The following is a 23309-nucleotide window of genomic DNA, read 5'->3' as shown; positions in this document are numbered from 1 at the left end:
TCGCGCTGCACGACCGATAACGTTCCGTCCATGGGAGACCTCGCGCTCGTCGCGACGGCGTTCGCCTTCGGGGTGGGGTCGTCACTGCTCCCGATGTTCCTCAACGCCGAGGCCTACGTCATCGTGCTCGGCACGCTGACCGAGAGCCCGGTCTTCCTGTTCTGGCTGATCATCTCGCTCAGCATCGGCACGGTGCTCGGCAAGATGTTCGTGTTCGACCTGGCGCGCAAGGGTCGGCAGAAGCTGAGCAAGCGCGAGCGCAAGGTGCCACGCGGGCGGTTCATGACCGGTCTCCGCCGGTTCTCTGACTGGATGCTGGGCCTGCTCGACCGTCCGTACCTCGGCGCGACCACGGTGTTCGTGTCGTCGGCGCTCATGGTCCCGCCGCTCGCGATCGTCACGATCCTCGCGGGCGCCTCGCGCCAGCCTCTCTGGCTGTTCTCCGTCATGGTGCTCGTCGGACGCACCCTGCAGTACCTCGCGATCGCGTTCCTGCTGCACCACGCGGTCGGCTGAGCCTCCTCGTGGCGCCGACCTGACCGGGCGTCCTCGGGCGTAGGGTCCTGCTGTGGCTCGCACTCCCGTGGTCTCCGACTCGATCGGTCCCGTCCTCACGATCCCCAACGCGATCACGGTCGTCCGCACGGTCGTGAGCCTGGGGCTGGCCGTCGTGGCGCTCGGGGCCGACGACCGCCTTCCCTGGGTGATCGCGGCGTACCTCGTCTACTACCTGGGCGACAGCGCAGACGGCCTGGCGGCGCGCCTCCTCGGGCAGGAGACCCGCCTCGGCGCGGTGCACGACATCCTCAGCGACCGGCTCTGCACGGCGCTCTGCGCGTCGAACCTGATCCTGCTGCAGCCGGACCTCGCGGTGCCGGTGGCGATCTTCCTGCTGAACTTCATGGTCCTGGACTGCCTGCTGTCGCTGTCGTTCCTGCTGTGGCCCATCGTGAGCCCGAACTACTTCGCCGTCGTCGACCCACTCGTCTACCGCCTCAACTGGTCGCACCCCGCCAAGGCGCTCAACAACATCGGCATCATCGTGGCCGTCGTGGTCGGGTGGCTGCCCCTGGCGCTGCTCATCGTGCTCGCCCAGGTGGCGGTCAAGGCCTGGAGCGCCCACCGGGTCGTCGGGCGCGTCCGGGAGCTCGAGGCCGCCCGAGGTGCACCAGTGTGATGAGCCCACCGTGATGGGCGACGTGCTGGTCCTGACGGCCTTCGTCTACGGCATCGGATCGGCGATCATCCCGATCCTCAACGCCGAGGCGTACGTCGCGGCCACGGCTCTCGTGCTCGGCAACGTCGACATCGTGATCATGGTCGTCGCGGTCTCGGTCGGCACGACCGTCGGCAAGGTCGTGCTGTTCCGCGGCGCGCGTGCCGGACGCGAGGTCGCTCGCAAGCGGCCCGCTCGTGAACGCGCGGACCCCGGACGCATCCGCGTCGCGCTCCGCAGGCTCGCGGAGATCCTGATCGGCTGGCTCGAGCACCCGCTCCGTGCCGTCGCGACGGTGTTCGTGTCGTCGTTCGTCGGCATCCCTCCGCTGCTGGCCGTGGCCGTCGTGGCCGGGGCTTCGTCGATGCGCACCGACGTGTTCGCCGCAGCGGTATTCGTGGGGCGCACGGGGCGCTTCGCGCTCATCGCCCTGGCGGCCTACGGACTCGTCTGAGTGACCTCGCCTACGATGACGACCGTGATCGAGGTGACCGCATGATCTTTGACTGCCGGGACGAGGCGCAGCGACGCGACGGCGTCGAGGCCGCGCGCGCCGCCGTGCGCGCCGGCGAGCTGGCGGTCATCCCCACCGACACGGTCTACGGCCTCGCGGCCGACGCGTTCTCGCCCGCTGCGGTCCAGCGTCTCCTCGACGCGAAGGGGCGCGACCGCACGATGCCGCCGCCCGTCCTGATCGGTGCGACGTCGACGCTGGAGGCCCTCGTCGCGGAGGTCCCCGGCTGGCTGCGCGAGATGACCGGCGAGCTGTGGCCCGGCGCGCTCACCGTCGTGTGCCACCAGCAGGCCTCGCTCGACTGGGACCTCGGCGAGACGCACCGCACCGTCGCGGTGCGCGTGCCGGACGACGAGATCGCGCGGGAGCTGCTGTCGGCCACCGGGCCGCTGGCCGTGAGCAGTGCCAACCTGACCGGGCGTCCGGCGGCCACGACGGCCGCGGAGGCCGAGGAGCAGCTCGGCGAGTCGGTCTCGGTGTACCTCGACGGCGGACCGTCCGGCGGGGGAGTGCCCTCGACGATCCTCGACGTGACCGGGCCGACGCCCCGCATCCTGCGACAGGGTGCCGTCGACCTCGAGGTGCTGCACCGGTTCAACAACACCATCGAGCCCGCCCCGAGCTCGGGCGGGTCCTCCGGTGCGTGAGTATCTCGCGATCTTCGGCATCGCCCTCGGCGTTACTTACCTGCTGGCGTCGATCGCCCGGCTCATCGCCGTGCGGCTCGGGGCGCAGGCCCGCGTGCGGGAGCGCGACGTGCACGCCGTGCCGACCCCCTACTTCGGCGGTCCGGCGATGCTCGGCGGCCTGCTGGCCGCGACGCTCGTCGCGGAGCGGATGCCGTTCCTCGGCGCGGCCGACGCGACGGTGTTCCACGACGTCCGCGCGATCCTGGCCGGCGGGGCGCTGATCTGTCTCGTCGGCGTGGTCGACGACCTGATCGAGCTCGACGCGCTCACGAAGTTCGCCGGGCAGGTGCTCGCGAGCGTCGTGGTCGTGGCGCTGGGCGTGCAGTTCGTCTACCTGCCGCTGCCGGGCACCTTCATCGGCCTCGATCAGGCGCAGGCCATGCTCCTGACGGGACTGCTGATCGTCGGCAGCGCCAACGCGGTCAACTTCGTCGACGGCCTGGACGGCCTGGCGGCCGGCATCGTCGCGATCGGCGCGATCGCGTTCTTCGTGTTCGCGTTCATCCTGGCCGTCGAGAACGGCGAGACCCGCGCGATCGCGGCCGCGATGCTGACGATCGCCCTGGCCGGGGTGTGCCTGGGGATCCTGCCGCACAACTTCTACCCGGCACGCATGTTCATCGGCGACTCCGGGTCGATGCTGATCGGCTTCGTCATGGCGTGCTCCTCGATCAGCCTCACGGGCCAGTTCCCGCCCAGCAGCCTCGCGCAGGGCGTGGGCGACGCCGACGCGAGCTTCCTGCCGGCCCTGCTGCCGCTGCTGCTGCCGTTCATGGTCCTGGCGATCCCGTTCGTCGACATGCTGCTCGCCGTCGTGCGCCGCACCCGCGAGCGCCGCTCGCCGTTCAGCCCCGACAAGATGCACCTGCACCACCGGCTGCTGCAGATGGGCCACTCGCACCCCCAGGCCGTGCTCTCGATGTACGCGGTCGCGGGTCTGGTGGCCTTCGGCAGCGTCGTCATGAGCCTGCTGAGCGGCTGGCAGTCGATCGTGGCGTTCCTGGTGCTCATCGTGCTCACCGCCGTCGCGATCGTCCTGGCCCCCAAGCTCAGCTCCAAGGTCGGCCCCTAGCCCTCCGACTGCGGTTTCCCACGAGACCGTCGAAAACTTCCTGGGTCCACCCAGGGATCCCGCGTCGAGCGCACGAAGTTAATTGCGCTCGATGCAGGATTCGAGCGGTCTCGTGGGAACCCGGCAACCGGGGGAGCGAGACGACGGAACCCGCATGGAACGATGGAGCCATGCTGATCGTGCGTCGAGTCGTCCTGCCGTGCCTTCTCGTGGTCGCGGTCGTCACCGTGGTCGCCGGGTTCATCGGAGGTCGTGAGGGCGTGCTCGGCGCCCTCCTCGGCGGCGTGCTCGTGATCGTGTTCCTGGGCTCCAGCCCGGGCCTGCTCGACCCGCTGGCGAAGAAGAACCCGATGGCCTCGCTGCCCATCGCGCTCGGCTTCTTTACGATCAAGGCCGTCGCCGCGATCGTCGTGCTGTCGGTGCTGCTCGACCCCGACGGCATCGGCGCGAACCTCGATCGACAGGCCGTCGCGGCCGCGATGATCGTGACCGCGGTGGCCTGGATCGCCCTCCACGTCACGACCGTGCGGCGCTCCCGCACCCCGATCTACGACCTCGAGTAGGAGGTCGTCATCGCCGCCTGATAGCCTTCCCGCAGCAAGCAGATGACTCGTTCGTCACACTCGCTAATGACGCTGGCCGTACGCCCGGATCGCGACTCAAGGTCGCGCGACCGCGCCATGATTTAGAAGGAGACCGAGTGTCCCTCGCCTCCACGCTCGCCGCTGCCTCAGGTCCGCCGAGCCCTGGTCCCGCCGACTTCAACCTGCCGGCGATCTTCGAGGTCGGCGCGCTCGAGGTCACGAAGCCGATGGTGCTGCTGGCCTTCTCCGCGGTCCTCATCGTCGCGCTGTTCGCCGCCTCGGCTCGCCCCGCGGCCGTCGTGCCCGGCCGGCTCCAGTTCGCCGGCGAGATGGTCTACGGCTTCGTCCGTAACGGCATCGCCCGCGACAACATCGGCTCGCACGACTTCCAGAAGTTCGTGCCGTTCCTGTTCGCGGTCTTCACCTTCGTCTTCGTCAACAACTACTACGGCCTCATCCCGGTCGTGCAGTTCCCGGCGATGTCGCACATCGGCTTCCCGCTGGCGCTCGCCGTGATCACCTGGCTCGTCTACAACGGCGCCGGCATCAAGCAGCACGGCTTCCTCGGCTACCTCAAGCACGAGACGGTGCCGTCCGGCATGAAGGGCCCGATCCTCGTCCTGCTGGTGCCGCTGGAGTTCCTGTCCAACATCCTGCTGCGGCCGGTCACGCTGACGCTGCGTCTGTTCGCCACGATGTTCGCCGGCCACCTCCTCCTGCTGCTGTTCTCGCTGGGTGCGGAGTACCTGCTGCTCCACTCGGAGAACACGCTCGCCATTCCGGCCGGCATCGCCTCGGCAATCCTCTTCGTGGGCATCAGCTTCCTCGAGATCCTGGTGATGTTCCTCCAGGCCTACGTCTTCACGCTGCTGGCCTCCATGTACATCGGTGAGGCGGTCGCCGACGAGCACTGATCCTCACCGATCGGTCTCGTCGGTGGTCTCACCGGCACAACTTCACATTCCCACCTGTACATCGACGCGGACGTACCGCATCGACGACGAAAGGAACTGCCGTGGAAGGCAACCTGAACATGATCGGCCTCGGCCTGGCCGCCATCGGCCCCGGTATCGCCGTGGGTCTGATCTTCGCCGCCCTGGTCTCCGGTGTGGCTCGTCAGCCCGAGGCCCAGGGCACCCTGCGCCAGCTGGCCATCCTCGGCTTCGTCCTCGCCGAGCAGTTCTTCATCATCGGCCTGGCGCTCGCGTTCGTCCTCAACTAGTCCGTAGCACCAGCCACCGACTCCGACAGAAGGCACACGCATGATCTCGACTCGACTCGTCGCGGCCACCGAGGGTGAGGAGCTCAACCCCCTCATCCCGCACGCCGCGGAGATCGTCCTCAGCGCGGTCGTCTTCCTCCTGCTCCTGTTCCTGATCGTCAAGTTCGTCGTCCCGGGCTTCGAGAAGGCCTACAAGGAGCGCACGGCTGCCATCGAAGGTGGCATCGAGGAAGCACAGGCTGCGCAGAAGGAGGCCCAGGCCGCGCTCGAGCAGTACAACGCTCAGCTCGCCGAGGCCCGGCACGACGCTGCTCGCATCCGCGAGGAGGCCAAGGAGCAGGGCGCGCAGATCCTCGCCGAGCTCCGGGCCGACGCGCAGGCCGAGGCCGCACGCATCACCGCGGCCGCCCACGCGCAGGTCGAGGCCGAGCGTGCCCAGGTCGTCGCGCAGCTCAAGAGCGAGGTGGGCACGCTGGCCACCGAGCTCGCGGGCCGCATCGTCGGCGAGGCGCTGAGCGACGACGAGCGCAGCCAGCGCACCGTCGAGCGCTTCATCGCGGAGCTCGAGGAGTCGGCCAACTGATGTCCGCCTCCACCCCCGGCCACCTCCGTGGCGTCTCCGGCAGCTCGCTCGACGCGGTGCTGTCCGCGGTCGACGCGAGCAGCGACGCCGGTGACGAGCTCGGGACGCAGCTCTTCGGCGTCGTCGCCACGCTCGACTCGTCGCCGGCGCTGCGGCGGGTGCTCACCGATCCGTCCACCGAGGACGAGGCCAAGCGCGACCTCGCCACGTCGGTGTTCGGCAAGGCCGTCTCCGCCTCCACCCTGGAGGTCGTCCGCACCGCGGTCGGCAGCCGGTGGAGCGCGGGTCGCGACCTGACCGACGGTCTCGAGACCGCTGGTGTGGTGGCGATCCTCAAGGGAGCGGCCGACGCCGGCGAGGTCGAGGCGCTCGAGGACGAGCTGTTCTCGGTGGCCGGTCTCGTCACCTCCAACGCGGACCTGAGGTCGGCCCTGTCCGACACCACGGTCCCCGGGGCCGGCAAGGCCGACCTGGTCGGCTCGATCCTCGACGGCAAGGCCAAGACGGCCACCGTGGCGATCGTCCGACAGGCGGCGCACGCCCGGTCGGCCTCGTTCGAGCGCACGCTCCAGCGGTTCGCCGACCTGGTCGCCGCACGCCGCGGTCGTCTGCTCGCCGAGGTCCGCACGGCCTCCGAGCTCGGGCAGACCGAGCACGACCGGCTCGCCGCAGCCCTCACGGCCCGCTACGGCCGTGAGGTCCACCTCAACGTCGTCCTCGACCCGTCCGTCATCGGTGGCCTCGCGGTCAGCATCTCCGACGACGTCATCGACGGCACCATGTCCAGTCGCCTCGAGGCTGCCCGCCGGCAGCTCGCAGGCTGAAGTCTTCTCGCATCCGACCCAGTAAGGCAGGCACACCATGACGGAGCTCTCGATTCGTCCGGACGAGATCCGGGACGCGTTGCAGAAGTTCGTGGCCGACTACACGCCCAGCGCGGCCAGCACCGAAGAGGTCGGCATCGTCTCCGACGCCGGTGACGGCATCGCGCACGTCGAGGGCCTGCCCTCGGCGATGGCCAACGAGCTGCTCGAGTTCGAGGACGGCACGCTCGGCCTCGCGCTGAACCTCGACGTCCGCGAGATCGGCGTCGTCATCCTCGGTGACTTCGCCGGCATCGAGGAGGGCCAGAAGGTCCGCCGCACGGGCGAGGTCCTCTCGGTCCCGGTCGGTGAGGGCTACCTCGGCCGCGTCGTCGACCCGCTCGGCAACCCGATCGACGGCCTCGGCGAGATCGAGACCGACGGCCGCCGCGCCCTCGAGCTGCAGGCGCCCACCGTGGTCCAGCGCAAGAGCGTGCACGAGCCGCTGATGACGGGTCTGAAGTCGATCGACTCGCTGACCCCCATCGGCCGTGGCCAGCGTCAGCTGATCATCGGTGACCGCCAGACCGGCAAGAGCGCCATCGCGATCGACACGATCATCAACCAGAAGGAGTTCTGGGAGTCGGGCGACCCGGACAAGCAGGTCCGCTGCATCTACGTCGCGATCGGTCAGAAGGGCTCGACCATCGCCGGCGTGCGTGGCGCCCTCGAGGAGGCCGGCGCGCTGGAGTACACGACGATCGTCGCGGCTCCCGCCTCCGACTCGGCCGGCTTCAAGTACCTCGCCCCGTACACCGGCTCGGCCATCGGCCAGAACTGGATGTACCAGGGCAAGCACGTCCTGATCGTGTTCGACGACCTGTCGAAGCAGGCCGAGGCGTACCGCGCCGTGTCGCTGCTGCTGCGCCGCCCGCCGGGCCGTGAGGCCTACCCGGGCGACGTGTTCTACCTGCACTCGCGTCTGCTCGAGCGCTGCGCCAAGCTCAGCGACGAGCTGGGCGCCGGCTCGATGACGGGTCTGCCGATCGTCGAGACCAAGGCCAACGACGTCTCGGCCTACATCCCGACCAACGTCATCTCGATCACCGACGGCCAGATCTTCCTGCAGTCGGACCTCTTCAACGCCAACCAGCGTCCGGCGGTCGACGTCGGCATCTCCGTCTCGCGCGTCGGTGGCGCCGCGATGCAGAAGTCGATGAAGGCCGTCACCGGCTCGCTCAAGGTCGAGCTCGCGCAGTACCGCGCGATGGAGGCGTTCGCGATGTTCGCCTCCGACCTCGACGCGGCGTCCAAGGCGCAGCTGGCCCGCGGTCAGCGCATCATGGAGCTGTTCAAGCAGGGCCAGTACCAGCCCTTCGCGGTCGAGCAGCAGGTCGTCTCGCTGTGGGCCGTGCAGAACGGCAAGGTCGACGACGTCCCGATCGACGACGTGAGCCGCTTCGAGTCGGAGTTCCTCGACTACATCAAGCGCTCGCACAGCGGCATCTTCGACGCGATCCGGGAGACCGGAAAGTTCGAGGACGACACCGCCTCGGCGCTCGAGGACGCGTACACGTCCTTCCTCGACCAGTTCGAGACGAGCGACGGCGAGTCGATCAAGCCCGGTTCGCAGGACGTCGAGGCCCTGGACGACGAGGACGTCGAGCAGGAGCAGATCGTCAAGCAGAAGCGGGGCTGACCATGGCAGCGTCGGTACGAGAGCTACGCGCGAAGATCAGGTCGACCCAGGCGACCAAGAAGATCACGCGCGCCATGGAGCTCATCGCCGCGTCGCGCATCATCAAGGCGCAGCAGCACGCGGCGGCGGCAGCGCCGTACGCGCGTGAGCTCACCCGGGCGGTCTCGGCGGTGGCGACGTTCTCGAACGTCGACCACCCGCTGACGACCGAGAAGGAGAACCCGACCCGCGCCGCGGTGCTCGTCATCACGAGCGACCGTGGCCTGGCGGGCTCCTACTCCTCGAGCGTGCTCAAGGAGACCGAGCGTCTCGCCGAGAAGCTGCGCGGCGAGGGCAAGGAGATCGACTTCTACCTCGCCGGGCGCAAGTCGGTGGCCTACTTCAAGTTCCGCGACATCGATCACGTGACGTCGTGGACGGGCTTCTCCGACAAGCCGCAGTACGAGGACGCGCGCACGATCGGCGAGGCTCTCGTCGAGGCGTTCGCCGAGGGCGAGGACATCGACTCGGATGCCGACAGCGATGTCGACGTCCGACCGGTCGACGAGCTGCACGTCGTCTTCACCCGGTTCAAGTCGATGCTGACGCAGGAGCCCGACGTCATCCGTCTGCTCCCGCTCGAGGTCGTCGAGGGCACCGAGGCCCCCGAGGAGCACGAGCTGCTTCCGCTGTACGAGTTCGAGCCCTCGGCCCACGAGGTCCTGGACGCGCTGCTGCCGAAGTACGTCAACAGCCGCATCTACTACTGCCTGCTCCAGGCGGCCGCTTCCGAGCTCGCCGCCCGTCAGAAGGCCATGAAGTCCGCGACCGACAACGCGCAGGATCTCATCGAGAAGTACACCCGAACTGCCAACCAGGCCCGCCAGGCTGGCATTACCCAGGAGATCAGCGAGATCGTGGGCGGCGCTAACGCGCTCGCCGACGCCACCGCTGGTCAGGAGTGAGAGAACATGACTGCCACCGCTGAAGAGAAGACCACGCCCACCACGGGTGCCACCGGTCGGGTCGCGCGCGTCATCGGCCCGGTCCTCGACATCGAGTTCCCGTCGGACCAGATGCCCGACATCTACAACGCCCTCCTCGTCGACACCGAGGTCGCCGGCACCAAGGAGACCCTGACGCTCGAGGTCGCCCTGCACATCGGCGACGGCCTCGTCCGCGCGATCAGCCTGCGACCGACCGACGGTGTCGTGCGTGGCACGTCGGTCATCGACACCGGCGGACCGATCTCGGTCCCCGTCGGCGACGTCACGCTCGGCAAGGTGTTCACCACCACCGGTCAGGTCATGAACCTGGAGGAGGGGGAGACGCTCGAGGTCGGCGAGACCTGGGGCATCCACCGCAAGGCTCCGGCCTTCGACCAGCTCGAGGCCAAGACCGAGATGTTCCAGACCGGCATCAAGGTCATCGACCTGCTGACGCCGTACGTGCTCGGCGGCAAGATCGGCCTGTTCGGTGGTGCCGGTGTCGGCAAGACCGTGCTGATCCAGGAGATGATCGCCCGCGTCGCCAAGGACCACGACGGCGTGTCGGTGTTCGCCGGTGTCGGCGAGCGCACCCGTGAGGGCAACGACCTCATCGCCGAGATGGAGGAGGCGGGCGTCCTCGACAAGGTGGCGCTGGTCTTCGGCCAGATGGACGAGCCGCCGGGAGCGCGTCTGCGCGTCGCCCTGTCGGCCCTGACGATGGCCGAGTACTTCCGCGACGTGCAGAAGCAGGACGTGCTGCTGTTCATCGACAACATCTTCCGCTTCACGCAGGCCGGCTCCGAGGTCTCGACGCTGCTCGGTCGCATGCCGTCCGCGGTGGGCTACCAGCCGACCCTGGCCGACGAGATGGGTGTGCTCCAGGAGCGCATCACCTCGACGCGCGGTCACTCGATCACCTCGCTGCAGGCGATCTACGTGCCCGCCGACGACTACACCGACCCGGCCCCGGCCACGACGTTCGCGCACCTGGACGCCACGACCGAGCTGAACCGCGAGATCGCCTCGATGGGCATCTACCCGGCCGTCGACCCGCTGACGTCGACGTCGCGGATCCTCGACCCGCGCTACATCGCCGACGACCACTACCAGACGGCGAACCGGGTCAAGAGCATCCTGCAGCGCAACAAGGAGCTCCAGGACATCATCGCGATCCTCGGTGTCGACGAGCTCAGCGAGGAGGACAAGACGATCGTCTCGCGCGCTCGTCGCATCCAGCGCTTCCTCAGCCAGAACACCTACGTCGCCAAGCAGTTCACCGGCATCGAGGGCTCGACCGTCCCGCTCGACGAGACGATCGACGGCTTCACCAAGATCTGTGACGGCGAGTACGACCACGTGGCCGAGCAGGCCTTCTTCATGTGTGGCGGTCTGGAAGACGTCGACGCGAAGTGGGCCGAGCTGCAGAAGAGCTTCTGATGGCCGGCACTCTGCAGGTCGAGCTCGTCGCGGCGGACCGCGTCGTGTGGTCGGGCGAGGCCGTTCGCGTCCTCGCCCGCACCGCCTCGGGTGACCTCGGTGTGCTCGCCAACCACGCTCCTCTGCTGTCGGTGCTCGTGCCGGGCGTCGTCGAGATCGAGGCGTCCGGTGGCGAGCGGGTCCGCGCCGCGGTGGGCGACGGCTTCCTGTCGGTCGCCGACAACCGCGTCTCGGTGCTGAGCGAGGACACGTTCCTGGCCGACGAGCTCGTCGAGTCCGACGTGCGCGCGGAGCTCGAGCAGGCGCAGTCCGAGGGCGACGCCCTCGCCGTGCAGGCCGCCGAGGCCAAGCTGCGCGTCCTGCAGCGGTCCTGACGACGACGGAGGGGGACGAGCATGCCGCTGTGGCTGTGGCTGGTCGACTCCCTCCTCGCCGTCGTCGTGCTGGCCATCGTGCTGCTGGCGCTCGTCGTCGTGCGGCGTCGTTCGATCGAGCGACGCTCCGGCGCCTTCGAGCTCACGGTCAGCCGGCGTGACTCCGGCGCGGCCGGGTGGTCGATCGGCACGGGCGTCTATCACGACGACCACCTCGAGTGGTACCGCACGTTCTCGCTGGCCTGGAGGCCGACGATCGTGCTGCCGCGCCGGGGCGTGGAGATCAGCGGACGGCGTCAGCCCGACGGCGCCGAGGGGCACGTGCTGTCGCCCGGATACGTCGTGGTCGACCTGCAGGCGTCAGAGGGTCAGTTTCGACTCGCGCTGACCCCGCCCGCGCTGACCGGACTGCTCGCCTGGCTCGAGTCCTCGCCGCCTGGGCGCGGCATCAACACCGTCTTGTAACCGTCGCGGTCCTTGACGCCCACGGGCGCGGGACGTCAGACTCAGGAATTCCAGCACGTCAGGGAGAAGAGACCTCATGCTCAAGAAGATCGTCGTCGCCGCCGTCGTCGCGGTGCTGCCCGTCCTGGGCGTCGCCGCCCCCGCGGACGCCGCTCCCAATAAGCCGGGCGTCGTCGTCCAGGCTGCCATCGACTGGCACTGACCCGCCCCGTACCGCTCGCGAGAGACTTTGTTACCTCTCGCGAGTGAGTTCGTCTGTGGACACGAGAATCCAAAGTCTCTCGTGAGCACCAACAAAGTCTCTCGCGAGCGGTAATCCCGGCGAGCGGACGTTTCGCTAGCGCTCGCCGCCGGGGACCCAGAGGACGTCGCCCGTGCCGGCCGCGTGGTTGGCGACGCGTCCGAGGATGAAGAGCAGGTCGCTGAGCCGGTTGAGGTACTTCGCCGTCAGAGCGTTCATCGAGTCGCCGTGCTCGTCGATGGCCGCCCAGGCCGCCCGCTCGGCACGCCGGGTCACCGTGCGCGCCACGTGCAGCTGGGCGGCGGCCCTGGTGCCACCGGGAAGGATGAACGAGCGCAGCTTCTCGACCTGCTCGTTGTAGGTGTCGCACCAGTTCTCGAGCCGCTCGACGTAGTCGGGCTCGACCCGCAGCTGGGGGTACTCCGGGTTCTCGACGATCGGCGCACCGAGGTCGGCCCCCACGTCGAACAGGTCGTTCTGCACGTGGGTCAGCACGGCCACGAGGTCGTCACCGAGCTCACCGAGGGCGAGGACCACGCCGATCTGGCTGTTGGCCTCGTCAACGTCTGCGTAGGCCACCAGGCGCCGGTCGTTCTTGGACGTGCGGCTCATGTCGACCAGGGCCGTCGTGCCGTCGTCGCCGGTCCGCGTGTAGATCCGAGTGAGGTTGACCATGGGGTGACTGTAGAGCGTGGTCGAGCTGGCAGAAAGCTCGGTGGTGGACATCCCGGCTGATCGCCGTGGCCGGTCCACGCTGCGGTCCGCCGACGTGATTCAGGCCTCTCCCATGACCTGGGCCGTTACCCCGCGGTAATCTGCCCCCATGGCTGACAAGACTGCGCCCGACCGCCCCTGGGTGATGCGGACCTACGCGGGGCACAGCTCCGCGGCCGAGTCGAACGCGCTGTACCGCAAGAACCTGTCGAAGGGGCAGACCGGACTCTCGGTCGCCTTCGACCTGCCGACGCAGACGGGCTACGACCCGGACCACGAGCTCAGCCGTGGCGAGGTCGGCAAGGTGGGCGTCCCGATCCCGCACCTGGGCTCGATGCGCCGCCTCTTCCAGGACATCCCCCTGGAGGAGATGAACACCTCCATGACGATCAACGCCACCGCGATGTGGCTGCTCGCCATGTACCAGGTGGCCGCCGAGGAGCAGGGCGCTCCGCCCGAGAGCCTGGCCGGCACGACCCAGAACGACATCATCAAGGAGTACCTGTCGCGCGGGACCTACGTGTTCCCGCCCGAGGCCTCCCTGCGGCTCACGACCGACATGATCGCGTACACGGTCAACAACATCCCGAAGTGGAACCCGCTCAACATCTGCAGCTACCACCTGCAGGAGGCCGGCGCGACGCCCGTGCAGGAGCTCGCGTTCGCGATGAGCACGGCGATCGCGGTGCTCGACTCCGTCAAGGACTCCGGGCAGGTCGACGAGGCCGACTTCGACAAGGTCGTCGGCCGCATCTCCTTCTTCGTGAACGCCGGGGTGCGCTTCATCGAGGAGACCTGCAAGATGCGCGCGTTCGGGCAGCTGTGGGAGGAGGTCACGCGTGACCGCTACGGCGTGACCGATCCGAAGATGCGCCGCTTCCGCTACGGCGTGCAGGTCAACTCCCTGGGCCTGACCGAGGCGCAGCCCGAGAACAACGTCCAGCGCATCGTGCTGGAGATGCTCGGCGTGACCCTCAGCAAGAACGCCCGGGCCCGCGCCGTGCAGCTCCCCGCCTGGAACGAGGCCCTCGGCCTGCCGCGCCCGTGGGACCAGCAGTGGTCGCTCCGCCTGCAGCAGGTGCTGGCGTTCGAGTCCGACCTCCTGGAGTACGAGGACATCTTCGACGGCAGCCACGTCATCGAGGCCAAGGTCGCCGAGCTGGTCGAGGGCGCCAAGGCCGAGATCGACCGAGTGCAGGCCATGGGTGGCGCGGTGGCCGCGGTCGAGACGGGCTACATGAAGCAGGCGCTGGTCTCGTCGCACTCGGAGCGCCGCGCGCGCATCGAGGCCGGCGAGCTCAAGGTCGTGGGCGTCAACTCCTACACCGAGACCGAGCCGTCGCCGCTGACCGAGGACCTCGACGCCGCGATCATGGCCGCCGATCCGAAGGCCGAGGCCAACGCGATCGCCGACGTCCAGCAGTGGCGCAGTGAGCAGGACCGTGCCGCCGTGGAGGAGGCCCTCGCGCGGGTCGCCTCGGAGGCCAAGACCACGACCAACTTGATGGAGGCCACGCTCGCCGCGGTCCGCGCCGGCGCCACGGTGGGCGAGTGGGCGCACACGCTCCGCGGCGTCTTCGGCGAGTACCGGGCGCCCACGGGCGTGTCCGGTGCCGTCGGCGTCGCCGAGGCGGGTGCCGAGCTGCGGGCCGTGCGCGAGAAGGTCGCCAGCACGGGCGAGCAGCTGGGCGGTCGCCTGCGCTTCCTCGTCGGCAAGCCCGGGCTCGACGGCCACTCCAACGGGGCCGAGCAGGTCGCGGTGCGCGCCCGTGACGCGGGCTTCGAGGTCGTCTACCAGGGCATCCGACTCACGCCGTCACAGATCGTCGCCGCGGCCGTGGCCGAGGACGTCGACGTCGTGGGCCTCTCGATCCTGTCGGGATCACACATGGAGCTCGTGCCGGACGTGCAGAAGGGTCTGCACGACGCCGGGCTCACGAACGTGCCGGTCATCGTCGGCGGCATCATCCCCGACTCCGACGCCCGTCGCCTCGAGGAGGCCGGCATCGCCGCGGTCTTCACGCCGAAGGACTTCGGCATCACCGACATCATGGACCGCGTCGTCGACGAGATCCGCAAGGCCAACGACCTCGACTGAACCCTTCCACGACGAAGGCCCCGACCTCACGGTCGGGGCCTTCGTCGTCGGGCTCAGTTCAGGACGCGGAAGTCCGACGGCAGCCCGCCGCCGGCCACGATGTCCTTCGTGAGGTCCTGCAGCGCCATGAGGGCGACGGACTGCGAGAACGGGCCGTACGAGACCCGAGCAACGCCGAGCTCGGCCTGACGGGCCAGCGGGATCGAGCCGGGGTAGCCGATCGTGGTGAGCTTCTGCGGGCCCCAGGCGTCGACGAACGCCTGCACGTCGTCCTCCGAGAGCGGCCCGGGCACGAAGACGACGGGCGCACCGACGTCGAGGAACGCGCTGCCACGCTCGATCGCGTCGGCGATCACCTCGTCGTGGGGGCGGTCGCCGGCCTTCGCGACCGCGTCCGTGCGGGCGTTCAGGACGAACGGGATGCCCGCGGCCTCTCCGGCCTTCACGACGGCCTCGACCGCGGCCACGGCCTCGGCCAGCGGCTTCATCTGGTCCTCCAGGTTCGCTCCGACGACGCCGACGTCGATCGCCTTGCGGACCGTCTCGCCCGGGTTGCCGTAACCGGCCTCCAGGTCGGCGGTCACGGGCAGGTCGGTGGCGGCGACGATGCGGCCGACCGCCTCGATCATCAGGTCGACGGGGATGTTCTCGCCGTCCTCGTAGCCGTACATCGCGGCGATGGAGTGGCTGGCGGTCGCAATCGCCTCGATGCCGTCGGTCTCGGAGACGATCTTGGTGCTGATCGCGTCCCAGACGTTGACGACGGTGAGGATCTCGGCGGAGGTGTGCAGGTCGAGGAGGAGGTGGGCGCGCGCGGCGATGTCGGTCATGTCATGACGGTAACGCGGGGTGCCGTGCTTCGCACGCGAGGTCGTCAGGCAAGCCGAACCTTCGCGAGGTCAGCCATTCCTTGCTGGAATTCCAGCGTTCTGCAGGGCTAGGCTGGCGAGGTCGCCGAGCCAGGAAGGGGTGACCGTTCAGGCCGCAGCGAGCTTTTTGCCGGACTTGGCGCCCTTGGCGCTCTTGCCCTTCGGAATTTTCACGAGCTTGCGCTTCTTGACGGTGTAGCCGTCGGGGAGCGTCCCGTCCTTCAGCATCTGGATGGGGCACCGCTTGCACCGTGGCTTGCTCACGCAGCACTTCTTCTTCGGCATCTTCGCCTTCTTCGCCACTGCCTCACCGTAACACCGCAGGTGAGGTCGAACCCTTCGGAAAGGACCATGACCATGGCAGCTCCCGCCTTCGTCTCCCGACTCAACCAGCAGCTCGGCTACGAGTTCGGTGCCCACCAGCAGTACGTGGCGATCGCCGCCTACTACGACGCCCTGACGATGCCCCAGATGGCCGCCCTGTTCTACAACCAGGCCGTCGAGGAGCGCGACCACGCGATGATGATGATCCAGTACCTGCTGGACGCCGACGCCGAGATCCGCATCCCTGCCCTCGAGGCCCCGGAGATGGCGTTCGCGGACGTCATCGCGCCGGTCAAGCTGGCCCTCGACCAGGAGAAGCGCGTCACCGACCAGATCAACGAGCTGACCCGCATCGCCCGCGACGAGAACGACTTCGCCTCGGACCAGTTCATGCAGTGGTTCGTGAAGGAGCAGGTCGAGGAGGTCTCCAAGATGAGCGACCTCCTGGCCGTCGTGACTCGCTCGGCGAGCGACTACGAGCGCATCGAGGACTGGGTCGCCCGCGAGGACACGGGCGAGGGCAGCGACCCGACCGCGCCCCGCAAGGCCGGCGCCTGACCCAGCACGCCCCGCGGGAGCCCCCGCAGCCACCACGGCTGCGGGGGCTCTCGCCTGCCCAGGTCAGAATCGGTCGAAGCGGAGGTCCATCCACCGCGTCCAGGTGTCGCCCGTACGCCGCTCCCAGCACGTGGAGAGGTGGTCGGCGTCCTCGTCGATGCGGAACCAGCTGCGGACGCCCTCGCCGTGCAGCAGGAGCAGTCCCGGTTCCTCGAGCGTGAGGCGCATGGTGCCGGGTGTCGGCGACTCGTCGAAGGCGAACATGTTCCAGCCGCCGTCGGGGTTCTCGCCGCCGATCAGCTCGTGGGCCACGGCCTTCTGCCCACCGCCCATGTCGACGTCGACCTCGTGCGCGATCCACGTGCCGCCGGGCAGCAACGTGTAGGTGTCGGTGCCCGCGATCTCGGCCGAGACGGCGCCGTGCTCGTCCAGGACGGTTCCGCTCGTGCGCCAGCCACCGAGAATCGGGTGCAGGGGAGTCAGGTCGCTCATGCCCCCAGCGAACGACATGCCCTCACGTCCCGCAACCCGGGTCAGAACAGACGCAGGCTCGGGTCGTCGATGCCGCGGAGGGCGTCGTAGTCGACCAGGACGCACTCGATGCCACGATCGGTGGCGAGGGTGCGGGCCTGGGGCTTGATGTCCTGGGCCGCGAAGATGCCCCGCACCGGGCGCAGCTTCGGATCGCGGTTCATGAGCTCCAGATACCTCGTGAGCTGCTCCACGCCGTCGATGCCACCTTGGCGCTTGATCTCGACCGCCACCGCGGCTCCCGCCGCGTCGCGACACAGCAGGTCGACGGGCCCGATCGCGGTCATGTACTCGCGGCGCACCAGGCTCAACCCGTCACCGAGGGTCGACGTGTGCTCGGCGAGCAGCTCCTGCAGGTGCTTCTCGACGCCGTCCTTCTGCAGGCCCGGGTCGATGCCCAGGTCGTGCGAGGAGTCGGAGATGACCTCCTCGATCCGGATGCGCAGCGTGTCGTCGGTCTTGGTGGCCGACACGGTCCACTCGGCCACGCCGTCGTCGGCCACGCCCTCGCGCAGCGTGCACGGTGGGCTCATCCAGTTCAGCGGCTTGTAGGAGCCGCCGTCGGAGTGGATCAGGACCGAGCCGTCGGACTTGACCATGATGACGCGGGTGGCGAGGGGCAGGTGCGCGGTGAGCCTGCCGGCGTAGTCGACCTGGCAGCGCGCGACGACGAGCCGCATCAGCCCTGCTCGCTCATCGGGGCGTCAGGGTGCCGAGCGTGAACACGAGGCCCTGCGGGGTCACCTGGCCGGCGAGGTCGTTGCCGTCGTTGCCGGCGAACGTCACCACGCCGCTCTCGAGCGTGTAGGTGCCCGTCAGGAATCCGGTGTTGCCCTGGTAGTCCCAGGTGAACGTGCCGTCGGCCGCGAAGTTCGCGGTCCAGTCGGCGGTGTCGTCGCGCCACGTGCCGACCAGGTCGGACGCGACCTGGGGGAGGGCCGGGGTCTCGGGAGTCGGGGAGGCCGTCGTGGGGGCGGGGGAGCTCTCGCTCGCCGACGGGGTCGACGACGACTCGGACTCGGGATCTTCCTCGCCACAGGCACTCAGCACGAGGCCTGCCGTCAGGGTCAGGGCGACGGCCCAGACCCGCGTACGTCGATTCATCGGCTCCCCGTAGATCAGTGCGAAAAGTTCACGCTAGTGTGTCACGACCCGTCACGTTACTCAGGAGTAGACATGCAGGAGATCGTCGACCGACTCACCGCCGATGACCGCGGCGCAGAGATCGCGCGAACGCTCGTCTTCCCGTACCTCAACCACGCCGCGACGATGCTCGAGAGCGGCTACGCGACGAGTGCCGACATCGATGCCGGCATGCGTTTCGGCTGTGGCTACCCGGTCGGACCGATCGCGCTGATCGAGGCCCTCGGCGCCCAGACCGTGATCGACGGCCTGCAGGCGCTGCACGCGAAGTCGGGCGACCCGCTGCACGAGCCGGCCCCGATCCTGAGCAACCTCGCGGGCGCTGCCGGCGCCGAGGAGGCCACCCCGCAGCTGCGCCACGACGTCACCTCGGTCGGCGTCGTCGGTACCGGCACGATGGCGTCCGGCATCGTCCAGGTGTTCGCGCAGGCCGGCTACGACGTGACCTACGTCGGCCGCTCGCAGGACAAGCTCGACGGCGTCGTCGCCTACATCACCAAGAACCTCGATCGCGCGATCTCCAAGGGCAAGCTCGACGAGGACGGCAAGTCCTCCGTGCTCGACCGCCTGACGGGCTCGACCGAGCGCGAGGCGCTCGGCGGCGTCGACGTCGTGGTCGAGGCCATCGCCGAGGACCTCGAGATCAAGCGCGAGCTGTTCCGCGACCTGGACCGCATCGCCAAGCCCGGCGCGATCCTGGCCACGACCACGTCGTCGCTCTCGATCGCCGACCTGGCGGCGCAGACGGGTCGCCCCGGCGACGTCGTGGGTCTGCACTTCTTCAACCCGGCTCCGGTCATGAAGCTCGTCGAGGTCGTGTCGGCCGACACGACGTCGGCGGAGGTCGCCGAGACCGCCAAGGCGCTGAGCCTGAACGTCGGCAAGCACCCGGTCTCGTGCGGCGACCGGGCGGGATTCATCGTCAACGCCCTGCTCTTCCCGTACCTGAACGACGCCATCAAGCTCCACGAGGCCGGCGAGGGCTCGCTCGAGGAGATCGACACGGCGATCAAGGAGAACGCGAAGCTGCCGATGGGTCCGTTCGAGCTGCTCGACGTCGTGGGCAACGACGTCTCGCTCGCGATCCAGCAGACCCTCGTGGGGGCCTTCGGGCACGACGGGTGGGCGCCGGCGCCCACCCTCGAGAAGCTCGTCGCCGACGGCCAGCTCGGCCGCAAGACGAAGGCCGGCTTCCACACCTACTGAGCGGACCCGCGGCGCCTCCGGGCGTCGACGTCCTGCAGATCACGCGACGAGGCCGGTAACCCCTGGGGTACCGGCCTCGTTGTCGTGATGGGGGAGGACGGAACGGTGGTGCGTGAGCACTCTGCAGCTGGTCGCCCGCTGGGTCAGACGAGTCACCTGGTCGACCCTGGCGGCCTCCGTCGCGATCGCGATCGCGCTGATGATGTTCGACGCCGGGCGGCACTCCGGCGGTGACCGGGAGCTGACCGTGACGCCGTCGGTCAGGCCCGACCTCGTTGCCCAGGCCGTGGCCGACGTCGAGGCGCGGGGACTGAGCTGCTCGGCGACACCGACGCTGAGCTCGAGCATCGTGTTCGAGTGGCTCGACGGGCGCGTGGGCGTCGTGACCTTCGACGAGGCGCTCACCGGAGCACGCGACGGCGAGGGCTGGGTGCGCTGGTACTGCGCCGAACCCGCGGCCTAGCGGAGACCTAGGATCGAGGCGTGCCCCGCCGACGTCCTCCGCGCCCCTCGGGGCGCCCACTCGTCGTGAACCAGAGCGTCGAGGTGCGGGACGGACGCGAGTGGCACGTGCGTCGCCTCACGGGCGCCACGTCGGGCAAGGCGTACACGTGCCCGGGCTGCTACCGGCCCATCCAGGTCGGCACCGGCCACGTCGTGGTGTGGCCGGTCGTGGCTGCACTGCTCAGCGCGTCGGCGCTCGACGAGCGCCGACACTGGCACACGGCCTGCTGGCAGCGGGCCTGAACCTCAGGACTGCGTCGCCTCCGGGCGGTCGGTCTCGGGCGCAGCGGTCTCGACCTCGTCGGTGACGGACTCATCGGTGACGGACTCGTCGGTCTCGGCGTGCGCTTCCGGCTCCGACTCGACGTCGGCCGCCGGCTCGGCCTCGGCCGACGTCTCCTCCGCCACGGCCGGAGCGGCCGTGGGGGCAAAGGTCGCGACGATGTCGCGCAGCTGGCCCATCTGCGAGACGATGCCGTCGCGCTTGCGCTCGAGGTCGGCGACCTCCAGGCGCAGGGCGCGCGTGTGGCGCTCGACCTCGGTGGTCGTCGTGACCCGGACGTTGTCGGCCTCGGCAGTGGCCTGCGCCACGATGTTCGACGCCTCGGTGCGGGCGTTCTCGATGAGCTGGGCGGCTTCCTTGCTGGCCTCGTCGCGCGATCGTGCCGCGTTCGCCAGCACCTCGCGCGAGCGGTCGTCGGCGGCCTGCGCGCGCGACTCGGCGTCCGAGACGAGCTTGGAGGTCTTGGCGACGGCGGCCTCGTGGTTCTCGGCGGCCTCGCGGGCGAGGCGCTCCTTCTCGACGGCCAGCACGCGACGGGCCTCGGAGACCTCGCGGTCGGCGCCGGCGCGGGCCTGCTCGACCTCGCGGGTCGCGGTCAGGCGCATCGACTCGGCGTCCTGCTCGGCGGCCAGCTTGACCCGCTCGGCCTCGCGCTCGGCCTGGTCGCGCAGGTCGGCCGCGTAGGCCTGGGCCTCGCCGTTCTTGGCCTCGGCCTCGTCGAGGAGCGACTTGCGCTTCGTCTCGATCTCGCTGGTGGTGCGGGAGCGCAGCTCCTCGCTCTCCTGCTTCGCGGCGGCGACCATGAGGGTCGCGTCCTCGCGGGCCTTCGTGACGGTCTCGTCGGCCTCGCGGCGCGCCTTCGCGCGGACCTCCTCGGCCTCGGTCTCGGCCAGGCCCAGCAGCTGGGCGGCGTGGTTGCCCAGGCCGGTGTACGTCGGGCGCTCGACGGCCTCGACGCGGTCCTTCAGCTGCTCGACCTGCTGCGTCAGGTCGGCGTTCTTGCGATTCGCCTCCTGGACGGCCTTGGCGGCCTTGGAGAGCTCGGCCGACTGGGAGCGGACCCAGGCGTCGACGGCGTCCGGGTCGTAGCCACCGCGGCGGGCCGGCGGGAACGACGCCGACGAGGCGGACTTGCTGGCATCGAAGATCGACAATCCGGACTGATCCGACATGGAAATTCCTCGCAGGTGGGATGACGGGGGCGCGGTCATCGCCCACTGTACCGACGCCGAAGGGCGTGGCCCATGGCCACGCCCCTCGGTCTCGTACTGGTGCCTCAGATACCCCGGAAGCGGTTGATCGCGGTGAGGTGCTGCTCGCGCTTCTCGGCGTCGCGGACGCCGAGGCCCTCCTCGGGCGCCAGCGCGAGCACGCCGACCTTGCCCTGGTGGAGGTTGTGGTGCACGTCGAGCGACGCCTGGCCCACGTCCTCGAGCTTGTAGGTGCGCGAGAGCGTCGGGTGGATCTTGCCCTGGTCGATCAGGCGGTTGGCCTCGAACGCCTCGCGGTAGTTCGCGAAGTGGCTCGAGACGATGCGCTTGAGGTTCATCCAGAGGTAGCGGTTGTCGTACTCGTGCATGAAGCCCGTGGTCGACGCGCAGGTCGTGATCGTGCCGCCCTTGCGGGTCACGTAGACCGAGGCGCCGAAGGTCTCGCGACCCGGGTGCTCGAAGACGATGTCGATGTCCTCGCCGCCCGTGAGCTCACGGATCTTCTTGCCGAGGCGCTGCCACTCCTTGGGGTTCTGCTTCGTGTTGTCCTCGTTCCAGAACTTCCAGTTCTCCTCGGAACGGTTGATGACGTGCTCGGCGCCCATGCTGCGGACGATCTTGGCCTTCTCCTCGTTGGAGACGACGCAGATCGGGTTGGCGCCACCGTTGAGCGCGTACTGCGTGGCGAAGCCGCCCAGGCCGCCGGAGGCGCCCCAGATCAGGACGTTGTCGCCCTGCTTCATGTTGCCGCCGTTCTTGGAGACGAGCTGGCGGTAGGCCGTCGCGTTGACGAGGCCGGGCGAGGCCGCCTCCTCCCACGTGAGGTGGTCGGGCTTGGGCAGCAGCTGGTTCGACTTCACGAGGGCGATGTGGGCCAGGCCGCCGAAGTTGGTCTCGAAGCCCCAGATGCGCTGCTCGGGGTCCATCATCGTGTCGTCATGGCCGTCGGGGGCCTCGAGCTCGACGGAGAGACAGTGGGCGACGACCTCCGCGCCGGGCTGCCACTTGGTGACGCCGGGGCCGGTCTTGAGCACGACGCCCGCGAGGTCGGAGCCGACCACGTGGTACGGCAGGTCGTGACGCTTGGTCAGCGGCGAGAGGCGGCCGTAGCGCTCGAGGAAGCCGAACGTCGAGACGGGCTCGAAGATCGAGGTCCAGACAGTGTTGTAGTTGATGGCGCTCGCCATGACCGCCACGAGGGCCTCGCCCGGGCCGAGCTCGGGCAGCGCGACGTCCTCGACGTGGATCGACTGTCGCGGATCCTTGTCACGGCTGGCGACACCCTCGAACATGTCCACCTCGTCCTTGTGGACGGTCGCGGCGAGGTAGTGGTCGGGGATGTCCAGGTTCGCGAAGTCCTCGCCGGCGGTGTCGCCGGCCATGATCGCGTCGAGGATGTGCTGCACGAAGAGCCTCCAGGTGGGGTCGTCTCAGGTCGCGGTGATGTTACCCGCGAGAAACATGGGCGCGCCACGACCTGCCGTGTGACACAGGTCTCGTACGGTCAGTGGTGACCGTTCGTGGCCGGCTCGACGAGCTCGACCAGCACGCCGCCGGCGTCCTTGGGGTGCACGAAGTTGACCCGGCTGCCGCCGGTGCCGTTACGGGCCTCGTCGTACAGCAGGCGTGCGCCGCGCTCGCGCAGCGTGGCCGAGACGACGTCCAGGTCGGAGACCCGGTAGGCGAGCTGCTGGATGCCCTGGCCGTTCTTGGCCAGGAACTTGCCGATCGTCGTGTCGGGGGAGAGGGGCGAGAGCAGCTGGATGAACGAGCCGGAGTCGCCGACGGCCAGCATCGCCTCGCGCACCCCCTGCTCCTCGTTGGTCTCCTCGTGGACGGACTTCAGTCCGAACAGCGAGGAGTAGAAGGAGATCGCCTCGTCGAGGTCGGGGACGGCGATGCCGACGTGGTCGATCGCGATCAGAAGGTGCTCGGGCACAAGGGGTTCGGTCGCAGACATGGGGGCAGCGTAGAGCAGGACGTACGGGGCGACCTGCCGGG

At 69.2% G+C, this 23309-nt stretch carries 30 protein-coding genes; 21 read left to right on the top strand and 9 right to left on the bottom strand.

Annotation, left to right across the window (positions count from 1 at the left end; genetic code table 11):
* The first annotated feature begins 30 nt into the window (after positions 1–30).
* The 16 genes from LO931_RS01105 (at position 31) to LO931_RS17525 (ending at position 11828) form a co-directional block, all read left to right on the top strand.
* Positions 31–516 carry a VTT domain-containing protein gene (locus LO931_RS01105; RefSeq protein WP_229051357.1) on the top strand — a complete coding sequence of 162 codons (486 nt, stop codon included), beginning with the start codon at positions 31–33 and terminating at the stop codon, positions 514–516.
* Positions 517–568: 52 nt separating this feature from the next.
* Positions 569–1177: a CDP-alcohol phosphatidyltransferase family protein gene (locus tag LO931_RS01100; RefSeq protein ID WP_229051356.1), complete on the top strand. Its 609-nt coding sequence runs from the start codon at positions 569–571 to the stop codon at positions 1175–1177.
* Positions 1178–1187: 10 nt separating this feature from the next.
* A complete protein-coding gene (locus LO931_RS01095; protein WP_229051355.1) occupies positions 1188–1670 on the top strand; it encodes a hypothetical protein in 483 nt (160 codons plus the stop codon).
* A 41-nt stretch (positions 1671–1711) separates the two neighbouring features.
* Positions 1712–2377: an L-threonylcarbamoyladenylate synthase gene (locus LO931_RS01090; protein WP_229051354.1), complete on the top strand. Its 666-nt coding sequence runs from the start codon at positions 1712–1714 to the stop codon at positions 2375–2377.
* On the top strand, positions 2370–3491 hold the full coding sequence (locus tag LO931_RS01085) for a glycosyltransferase family 4 protein (protein WP_229051353.1): 1122 nt from the start codon (positions 2370–2372) through the stop codon (positions 3489–3491). The genes LO931_RS01090 and LO931_RS01085 overlap by 8 nt, the downstream gene beginning before the upstream one ends.
* A 170-nt stretch (positions 3492–3661) precedes the next feature.
* Complete coding sequence (locus LO931_RS01080) at positions 3662–4054, top strand: hypothetical protein (protein WP_229051352.1); 393 nt, start codon at positions 3662–3664, stop codon at positions 4052–4054.
* A gap of 137 nt (positions 4055–4191) precedes the next feature.
* Positions 4192–4989 carry a F0F1 ATP synthase subunit A gene (atpB, locus tag LO931_RS01075; protein WP_229051351.1) on the top strand — a complete coding sequence of 266 codons (798 nt, stop codon included), beginning with the start codon at positions 4192–4194 and terminating at the stop codon, positions 4987–4989.
* 119 nt (positions 4990–5108) lie between these two features.
* A complete protein-coding gene (locus LO931_RS01070; RefSeq protein WP_229053045.1) occupies positions 5109–5297 on the top strand; it encodes an ATP synthase F0 subunit C in 189 nt (62 codons plus the stop codon).
* A gap of 40 nt (positions 5298–5337) precedes the next feature.
* Complete coding sequence (locus LO931_RS01065) at positions 5338–5880, top strand: F0F1 ATP synthase subunit B (RefSeq protein WP_229051350.1); 543 nt, start codon at positions 5338–5340, stop codon at positions 5878–5880.
* Complete coding sequence (locus LO931_RS01060; protein ID WP_229051349.1) at positions 5880–6704, top strand: F0F1 ATP synthase subunit delta; 825 nt, start codon at positions 5880–5882, stop codon at positions 6702–6704. The genes LO931_RS01065 and LO931_RS01060 overlap by 1 nt, the downstream gene beginning before the upstream one ends.
* A 37-nt stretch (positions 6705–6741) precedes the next feature.
* A complete protein-coding gene (atpA, locus tag LO931_RS01055; RefSeq protein ID WP_229051348.1) occupies positions 6742–8382 on the top strand; it encodes a F0F1 ATP synthase subunit alpha in 1641 nt (546 codons plus the stop codon).
* 2 nt (positions 8383–8384) lie between these two features.
* Positions 8385–9326 (top strand): F0F1 ATP synthase subunit gamma, encoded by a 942-nt coding sequence (locus LO931_RS01050; protein WP_229051347.1) that lies wholly within the window; start codon positions 8385–8387, stop codon positions 9324–9326.
* Positions 9327–9332: 6 nt separating this feature from the next.
* On the top strand, positions 9333–10787 hold the full coding sequence (gene atpD / locus LO931_RS01045; protein WP_229051346.1) for a F0F1 ATP synthase subunit beta: 1455 nt from the start codon (positions 9333–9335) through the stop codon (positions 10785–10787).
* Positions 10787–11161 carry a F0F1 ATP synthase subunit epsilon gene (locus LO931_RS01040; RefSeq protein ID WP_229051345.1) on the top strand — a complete coding sequence of 125 codons (375 nt, stop codon included), beginning with the start codon at positions 10787–10789 and terminating at the stop codon, positions 11159–11161. Before atpD ends, LO931_RS01040 begins: the two co-directional genes overlap by 1 nt.
* 21 nt (positions 11162–11182) lie before the next feature.
* A complete protein-coding gene (locus LO931_RS01035; RefSeq protein WP_229051344.1) occupies positions 11183–11626 on the top strand; it encodes a DUF2550 domain-containing protein in 444 nt (147 codons plus the stop codon).
* Between the two features lie 76 nt (positions 11627–11702).
* A complete protein-coding gene (locus LO931_RS17525) occupies positions 11703–11828 on the top strand; it encodes a hypothetical protein (protein WP_255657672.1) in 126 nt (41 codons plus the stop codon).
* A gap of 135 nt (positions 11829–11963) precedes the next feature.
* Here LO931_RS17525 and LO931_RS01030 read toward each other — a convergent pair whose 3' ends face one another.
* A complete protein-coding gene (locus LO931_RS01030) occupies positions 11964–12542 on the bottom strand; it encodes a cob(I)yrinic acid a,c-diamide adenosyltransferase (RefSeq protein WP_229051343.1) in 579 nt (192 codons plus the stop codon).
* A 148-nt stretch (positions 12543–12690) separates the two neighbouring features.
* On the opposite strand from LO931_RS01030, the gene LO931_RS01025 reads away from it, so the two are divergent.
* Entirely contained in the window at positions 12691–14679 is a 1989-nt protein-coding gene (locus LO931_RS01025) for a protein meaA (RefSeq protein WP_229051342.1), read from the top strand.
* 53 nt (positions 14680–14732) lie between these two features.
* Here the strand turns inward: LO931_RS01025 and LO931_RS01020 are convergent, their stop codons facing one another.
* Positions 14733–15509: an isocitrate lyase/phosphoenolpyruvate mutase family protein gene (locus LO931_RS01020; protein ID WP_229051341.1), complete on the bottom strand. Its 777-nt coding sequence runs from the start codon at positions 15507–15509 to the stop codon at positions 14733–14735.
* Positions 15510–15656: 147 nt separating this feature from the next.
* Positions 15657–15812, bottom strand: coding sequence for a hypothetical protein (locus LO931_RS01015; protein ID WP_229051340.1), 156 nt, complete (start codon positions 15810–15812; stop codon positions 15657–15659).
* Between the two features lie 93 nt (positions 15813–15905).
* Here LO931_RS01015 and LO931_RS01010 point away from each other — a divergent pair, with 93 nt between their 5' ends.
* A complete protein-coding gene (locus LO931_RS01010) occupies positions 15906–16430 on the top strand; it encodes a ferritin (RefSeq protein ID WP_229051339.1) in 525 nt (174 codons plus the stop codon).
* 63 nt (positions 16431–16493) lie between these two features.
* Here LO931_RS01010 and LO931_RS01005 read toward each other — a convergent pair whose 3' ends face one another.
* From LO931_RS01005 to LO931_RS00995, 3 genes are read right to left on the bottom strand one after another with little or no spacing between them, the layout of a single operon-like run.
* Positions 16494–16922, bottom strand: a complete 429-nt coding sequence (locus tag LO931_RS01005; protein ID WP_229051338.1) for a hypothetical protein — start codon at positions 16920–16922, stop codon at positions 16494–16496.
* Positions 16923–16963: 41 nt separating this feature from the next.
* Positions 16964–17641 (bottom strand): endonuclease NucS, encoded by a 678-nt coding sequence (gene nucS, locus LO931_RS01000; RefSeq protein WP_229051337.1) that lies wholly within the window; start codon positions 17639–17641, stop codon positions 16964–16966.
* Between the two features lie 13 nt (positions 17642–17654).
* Entirely contained in the window at positions 17655–18065 is a 411-nt protein-coding gene (locus tag LO931_RS00995) for a hypothetical protein (RefSeq protein WP_229051336.1), read from the bottom strand.
* Between the two features lie 72 nt (positions 18066–18137).
* On the opposite strand from LO931_RS00995, the gene LO931_RS00990 reads away from it, so the two are divergent.
* The 3 genes from LO931_RS00990 (at position 18138) to LO931_RS00980 (ending at position 20057) form a co-directional block, all read left to right on the top strand.
* Positions 18138–19310 carry a 3-hydroxyacyl-CoA dehydrogenase family protein gene (locus tag LO931_RS00990; RefSeq protein WP_229051335.1) on the top strand — a complete coding sequence of 391 codons (1173 nt, stop codon included), beginning with the start codon at positions 18138–18140 and terminating at the stop codon, positions 19308–19310.
* A 112-nt stretch (positions 19311–19422) separates the two neighbouring features.
* Complete coding sequence (locus LO931_RS00985) at positions 19423–19773, top strand: hypothetical protein (RefSeq protein ID WP_229051334.1); 351 nt, start codon at positions 19423–19425, stop codon at positions 19771–19773.
* Positions 19774–19793: 20 nt separating this feature from the next.
* On the top strand, positions 19794–20057 hold the full coding sequence (locus LO931_RS00980) for a hypothetical protein (RefSeq protein WP_229051333.1): 264 nt from the start codon (positions 19794–19796) through the stop codon (positions 20055–20057).
* Positions 20058–20060: 3 nt separating this feature from the next.
* Here LO931_RS00980 and LO931_RS00975 read toward each other — a convergent pair whose 3' ends face one another.
* The 3 genes from LO931_RS00975 to mce all read right to left on the bottom strand — a co-directional run bounded on the left by LO931_RS00975 (position 20061) and on the right by mce (position 23268).
* Positions 20061–21269: a DivIVA domain-containing protein gene (locus LO931_RS00975; RefSeq protein WP_229051332.1), complete on the bottom strand. Its 1209-nt coding sequence runs from the start codon at positions 21267–21269 to the stop codon at positions 20061–20063.
* A gap of 104 nt (positions 21270–21373) precedes the next feature.
* A complete protein-coding gene (gene ccrA, locus LO931_RS00970; RefSeq protein WP_229051331.1) occupies positions 21374–22714 on the bottom strand; it encodes a crotonyl-CoA carboxylase/reductase in 1341 nt (446 codons plus the stop codon).
* A gap of 98 nt (positions 22715–22812) precedes the next feature.
* Entirely contained in the window at positions 22813–23268 is a 456-nt protein-coding gene (gene mce, locus LO931_RS00965; RefSeq protein WP_229051330.1) for a methylmalonyl-CoA epimerase, read from the bottom strand.
* Between the last annotated feature and the right edge of the window lie 41 nt (positions 23269–23309).

This window comes from Aeromicrobium sp. Leaf350 (genome assembly GCF_916858655.1).
Classification (GTDB): Bacteria; Actinomycetota; Actinomycetes; order Propionibacteriales; family Nocardioidaceae; genus Aeromicrobium.
Note: the sequence above shows the minus strand (reverse complement) of the source record. Positions and strands in the feature narration are given on the sequence as shown.